The 5,957-nt window shown below is 63.2% G+C and carries 3 protein-coding genes; 1 reads left to right on the top strand and 2 read right to left on the bottom strand.

The annotated features are described in order from the left end of the window. Window positions 1-2,079 (bottom strand): caspase family protein (locus tag EN964_RS21555; protein ID WP_164775916.1); only part of this gene is annotated, 2,079 nt, incomplete at its 3' end. Window positions 2,080-2,323: 244 nt separating this feature from the next. Between EN964_RS21555 and EN964_RS21550 the strand changes: the two genes are divergently transcribed. Next, window positions 2,324-2,728 carry a Fur family transcriptional regulator gene (locus EN964_RS21550; protein ID WP_056594898.1) on the top strand — a complete coding sequence of 135 codons (405 nt, stop codon included), beginning with the start codon at window positions 2,324-2,326 and terminating at the stop codon, window positions 2,726-2,728. A gap of 231 nt (window positions 2,729-2,959) precedes the next feature. Here EN964_RS21550 and polA read toward each other — a convergent pair whose 3' ends face one another. After that, the gene (gene polA, locus EN964_RS21545; RefSeq protein ID WP_164748733.1) at window positions 2,960-5,911 is read right to left on the bottom strand and encodes a DNA polymerase I; all 2,952 of its coding nucleotides are present in this window, start codon (window positions 5,909-5,911) and stop codon (window positions 2,960-2,962) included. Between the last annotated feature and the right edge of the window lie 46 nt (window positions 5,912-5,957).

The following is a 5,957-nucleotide window of genomic DNA, read 5'->3' as shown; positions in this document are numbered from 1 at the left end:
GGAGAAGCCGGCGGAGCCCATTCCGCGTGTCGCCGCGGCGACGCCGTCCTCCGCCAGGAAGCTCAGATCCTGCTTCTCGCTCCCCGGCGGCGCCTCGGTCAAAACCGCGATCATCCGCTCCATGCCGAAGCTGGTGTCGGTGAAAGCCAGCAGCCCCTCTTCGAGCATGGCTTGCGGGGCGAGGCGTTCGGCAACGATATGGGTGATCGAATAGTCGCTGCCGACATAGAGCACATTGATGTCGACCAGCAGATCCGAGCCGTTCTTGGCCAGCACATGCACTTCGTCGCCCGGCGACACGCGCGGCACAACCGAAGCCTGCAGCGGTTCGAGGCCATCCTTGTCGCGACGTTTGACCTGAAACTGGACGTCGACGTCCTCGGGCTTGTAGTCCGTGGCCGCCGCCAGCCGCGAAAGCCCGGTGGCGCGGAAGATGGTGCGCAGGTTCCTGGCCATTGCATCGGCCAGTTTCTGGCGGTCGTGAATGATGATCAGCGGCGGTTTGCCGCCCTCCTTCAGGCTCACGTCGCCCGATGCCGGCAGGAACCACAGCGCCGGCTTGTCTGTCGCATCCTTGTGGGCACCGGGAACAGCATTCTCGCGCATCACCGCGAGGCGGAGGTCGGCGCTCTTGCCGGGATCGACCAGCTCGATGTTGAAGCCGGTCTCCCTGGCTGTGGCCAGTTCGTCGAGAACCGAATTGACCAGAGCGGTTTCCTTTTCAAGTCCCTTGGCTATGGCCGGCCGCGCCAAGACGAGCTTATAGTCGACGGCGATCTCCGCCACCCGCGCATAGGCGTTGGCGGGAATGTCGGCGAATTTGAGCGCCGGCTTCTTGTCGAACTCGACCGGCTTGACGCGGCTTTCCAGGTTTTTTGCCGACTGCACTTCCAAAAATCCGACAGCGTCGGACAGCGGCGATAACGCCGATGGCAGGATGGCGAGCTTGCTGCCGGGGGTGAGGCGATGCAGCAGTCCGGCGCCGATCGTCGCTTCGCCGTCCTTGATGACGACAGGCCACTGCATGACTGCATCGGTCTTGTCGGTGCCGAAGACGCGGGCATCCAGTTCGCCCTCGAACAGCGGTGTCGGCCGGGTGCGGCTGTCGGCCGAATATTGCTGCAGCACGGCCTGGCCGAGCTGGCGATAGGTGACGTTGGGATTCTCGGCCAGTTTGGACAGGATGGTGAAGGTGAACAGGCCCAAGCGCGGCGCATCCGCGATGCCCTTGGGCAACGGCATCTCGGGCGTCGTCTCCACCGTCTGCGCGGCATAGAAGGCGACCAGCTTGCCCTTGGTGATCGGTTCGCCACCGGTCGGCGTCAGGGTGAAGGCGGGCTTGCGCGTGCCATTGTCGTCGATGCCGCGCGAGCCGGCGACCGAAATCACCTCGTCATAGGCCTCGATCGCGGCAGCCCGCTCGGACTCGTTGCCGCCGACCAGGTCGGCGAACTCGACCTTGCGCTCCAGCTCGTCATCGACCTCGACGGCGCGTGTCGCGGTTCCGGAATGGCAGCAGTCGAACACAACCCAGACGAAAGCACCCTTGTCGCGGATGGCGTCGAGTGCCGCGCCGATTTCGTTGTCGATCAGCGCATTGGGCACGCCGGCATCACGGTTGATCCATTTGCCGATATCTACGGGCAGGAAGATCTCGTCGAGCCCGTCGGTCTCGTCGCCCTTGACCATCTGCGGCTGCTGGGCACCGTGACCGGACAGATGCAGATAGACGAAATCGTCGCGCTGAACCTTGGCGGCAAGGTCGGCCAATGCAGCCTTGATCGCCGCATGGGTCGGCAGGCCACTGGCGCCGGGGACATCCTTGGCGAGCAGCGTGACGTTTTCCGGCGCGAAGCGCACGGGGTCGGGCACATTCTTCAGCAGATAGTCGTGGACGAGGGCTGCATCGTTCTTCGGCCCGACAAGCCAGTTCCTCTGCGGCAGGTTGGGATATTCGGTGCAGGCGACCAGCAGCGCATGGTAGATGCGCGATGCGGCCATGGTTCGGAACGATACCATGCCGGCCATGGTCAAGGCGGACGTGCCGACCAGCAGCGTCCGCCGCGTCAATTTGATCATGATTGCTTCCCCAAGCCCGACCGAATTTCCAAGCGCGGCAATCCTTGCCGAAGATATTGTCAGTATTTTGAACGTCACATCGCAGAGCAACCTGCCTGTTGCCCCGCTCCGATCGATGTTCTCGACAGCCTCGCGGGCAGAATGCTGGAAACAGTAGCAAAAAGGCCTGTTCGTCGCTATCTGGATGGGACATGGATCGTTTGTGCGCGGCACAAGCGACGCAAGGCGAGTTGGAAACAGGATCATGGCGGCAAGGGATGTGCTGACGAAGAACCAGCTGTGCGTGCTCGAGAAACTCGAGACCGCCAGCGGACCGCTCAGTGCCTACACCTTGCTCGACCAACTGCGCGAGCGCGGTTTTCGCGCGCCGCTCCAGGTCTATCGCGCGCTCGATACGCTGGTGAAGTCAGGTTTCGTGCATCGGCTCGAAAGCATCAACTCCTTCGTCGCCTGCGCCGAACCGCACGACCACAACCACTCGATGACCGCCTTCGCGATCTGCGACACATGCGGGCAGGTCACCGAAATGTCCGACCACGATGTCGGCCACCAGTTGGACGAATGGGTGCGCTCCACCGGCTTCGCCGCCAAGAAGGCGGTGATCGAATTTCGCGGGACGTGTGCCAAGTGCCTGGCCGAAGCGGCTTGAGGCCCATCGCTTCGTCATCCTAGGGCGAAGCAGGAGCGAAGCGACGTCGCGGAGACCCTAGGATCCATGCCGTGACATGAGAATGTCGCGGCGGCCCAGATTTAAGGATACTTGGCGCAGCCTCGGAAGCGGCTTCATTTTGCACCGTTGCATCCAAGGCTAATGTAACGGCATGGATCCTAGGGTCTGCGCTCCGCTTCGCGTCGCTCCGCCCTAGGATGACGACGACGGCTAATGCGCCTCGTCCCAGTTGTTCGCCGCCCGCGCGTCGACATGCAGCGGCACCGACATCGAGACCGCCGGCATCGCCGCGTTCTCCATGACGTGACGCACGACCGGGATCGTTGCCTCGACTTCCGCCTCGACGGTCTCGAAGATCAATTCGTCATGCACCTGCAGCAGCATGCGTGCCGAAAGGCCTGCTTTTTCCAGAGCCTCCTCCATGCGGATCATGGCACGGCGGATGATGTCGGCGGCGGTGCCTTGCAGGCGGGCGTTGATCGAGGCGCGCTCGTTGAACGCGCGGAGCGAGGGATTGGACGATCTTATATCGGGGTAATGGATGCGGCGGCCGAAGATCGTTTCGACAAAGCCATGCTCGCGGGCATAGGCCTTGGTCTCCTCGATATAGTCTCGGATGCCGGGGAAGCGCTCGAAATACTTCTTGATGTAGTTGCCTGCCTCCTCGCGCGGGATCGACAACTGATTGGCGAGACCGAAGGCCGAAATGCCGTAGATGATGCCGAAATTGATCGCCTTGGCGCGGCGGCGGACTTCCGAAGGCATGCCTTCGACCGGCACGTTGAACATCTCCGACGCGGTGATGGCATGGATGTCGGCGCCGTCGGCGAAAGCCTGCCGCAATTGCGGGATTTCGGCGACATGGGCGAGCACCCGCAGCTCGATCTGGCTGTAGTCGGCCGAGACCAGGCGGTGGCTCTTGTCGGTGATGAAGGCGGTCCTGATCTTGCGGCCTTCGGCGGTGCGAACCGGGATGTTCTGCAGGTTCGGGTCGGAGGACGACAGCCGGCCCGTCGTCGTCGCGGCCAGCGCGTAGGACGTGTGGACGCGCTTGGTGTCGGGATGGATGAAGCCGGGCAGCGCATCAGTATAGGTCGATTTCAGCTTGGTCAGCTGGCGCCAGTCGACGATCTTGCGCGGCAGTTCGTGGCCTTCCGCGGCGAGATCTTCGAGAAGCTGCGCCGACGTCGACCACTGGCCGGTCTTGGTCTTGGAACCGCCGGGCAGGCCCATGCGCCCGAACAGGATGTCGCCGAGCTGCTTTGGCGAGCCGATGTTGATGCGTTCGCCGATGAGCTGGTAGATTTCCTCTTCAAGGCGAGCGGCGCCCTGGGCCAGTTCGCCGGAGAGCCGCGACAGGATCTGCCGGTCGACCGAGATGCCGCGCTGTTCCATGCGCGCCAGCACCGGCACCAGCGGCCGCTCCAACCGCTCATAGACAGACACCAGGCCCTTGGCGGCAAGCCGCGGTTTCAGCACCAGCCAGAGCCGAAGCGTCACATCGGCGTCCTCAGCGGCATGAGCCGTCGCCTTGTCGATGTCGACCTGATCGAAACCGACGGAGCTTTTGCCCGAGCCGGTCACATCCTTGAGTTGGAGAGGGGTATGACCGAGCCACTTTTCGGCAAGCGCATCCATGCCATGACCATGGGGCGTGCCGGCATCGAGCACGTAGGAGATCAGCATGGTGTCGTCGAACGGCGCGACATCGATGCCGTAGCGGCTCATGATCACAAGATCGTATTTCAGATTCTGCGCCACCTTGAGAACCGATCGGTCTTCGAGCAGCGGTTTCAGCACGGCCAGCGCCTCGCGCAGCGCAATCTGGTTTTCGAGCGCGCCACCACCGAGCAGGTCGCCATTGCCGCTCATGTGGGCAAAAGGAATGTAGGCGGCGCGGCCGGGCGCTGTGGCGATGGCCATGCCGATGAGTTCGGCCTGCATCGGATCAGCCGATGTTGCCCGGACATCGAAGGCGGCGATGCCCGCCTCCCGTGCCTCGGCCACCCAGGCTTTCAGGGTCGAGACATCGCGAATGCAATGATAGGCAGAAATATCGATCTTGCCGGTGGCCGCGCGCTCCAGCCGCAGTGCCGCGAGCAGGGAAGGGGTATCGCCTTGTTTTGACGTCTCCGCCGTCCCGCCGGCTTCGTCCGGTTCAGTGCCGGACGCGTTTCGGGCAACCGGCGGCAACCCGGCCCCGACATCTGGGCCATGAGCATGATCGGCGCGTTCGACGGTGACCGCGACGGCCTGGACGTCGCCGGCCTCGGTGCTGGTCGCTTCCGCCACACGGCGGGTCAGTGACGTGAATTCCATGGTCTTGAGGAAACCGATCAGCTTCGGACCGTCCGGCGCGTGCAGCACGAAATCCTCCAGTCCCTCGGTCACCGGCACATCGTTCATCAGCGTCACCAGCTGACGAGAAATGCGCGCCTTGTCGGCATTGGCGATGATCGATTCGCGCCTCTTGTCCTGCTTGATCTCGCCGGCCCGGGCCAGCAGCGTGTCGAGGTCACCGAACTGTTCGAGCAGTTGCGCCGCCGTCTTCGGCCCTATGCCGGGCACACCAGGCACATTGTCGACCGAATCGCCGGTCAGCGCCTGCAGGTCGACCATCTTCTCCGGCGGCACGCCCCATTTTTCTATGACTTCCGGAATGCCGATCTGGCGGTCCTTCATCGGGTCGTACATGGCGACCGTATCGCCAACCAGCTGCATCAGGTCCTTGTCGGAGGAGATGATGGTGGTATCGCCGCCGGCTTCGCAGGCGAGCCTCGCATAGGTGGCGATCAGATCGTCGGCCTCGTAGCCTTCGATCTCGACGCAGGGCAGGTTGAACGCCCTGGTCGCCTGGCGGATCAGGCCGAATTGCGGGATCAGATCTTCCGGCGGTGCCGAGCGGTTGGCCTTGTATTCGGGGTAGAGGTCGTTGCGGAAGGTTTTCGACGAATAGTCGAAAATGACGGCGAAATGCGTTGGCACAATGCCTACATCGGTGTTGCGGGCGTCGAGCATCAGCTTCCACAGCATGTTGCAGAAGCCGGAAACGGCGCCCACCGGCAGGCCGTCGGATTTGCGGGTCAGCGGCGGCAGCGCGTGATAGGCACGGAAGATGTAGCCGGAGCCGTCGACAAGGAAGAGATGATCGCCTTTTTTCATGCCGGCAGGGATAGCGCGGCGCGGCGGCTTGGTCCATGCCAAAGGC

Origin of the sequence: Mesorhizobium sp. M7A.F.Ca.CA.001.10.2.1 (genome assembly GCF_003998575.1) — a bacterium.
GTDB lineage: Bacteria > Pseudomonadota > Alphaproteobacteria > Rhizobiales > Rhizobiaceae > Mesorhizobium.
The sequence above is the reverse complement of the archived record's forward strand: the minus strand, read 5'-3'. Positions and strand labels throughout refer to the sequence as shown.

What these genes read in the sequence shown, in the direction of transcription:
- EN964_RS21550 (WP_056594898.1), top strand. Translation starts at nt 2,324, where the DNA reads ATGGCGGCAAGGGATGTGCTGACGAAGAACCAGCTGTGCGTGCTCGAG.
- polA (WP_164748733.1), bottom strand. Translation starts at nt 5,911, where the DNA reads ATGAAAAAAGGCGATCATCTCTTCCTTGTCGACGGCTCCGGCTACATC.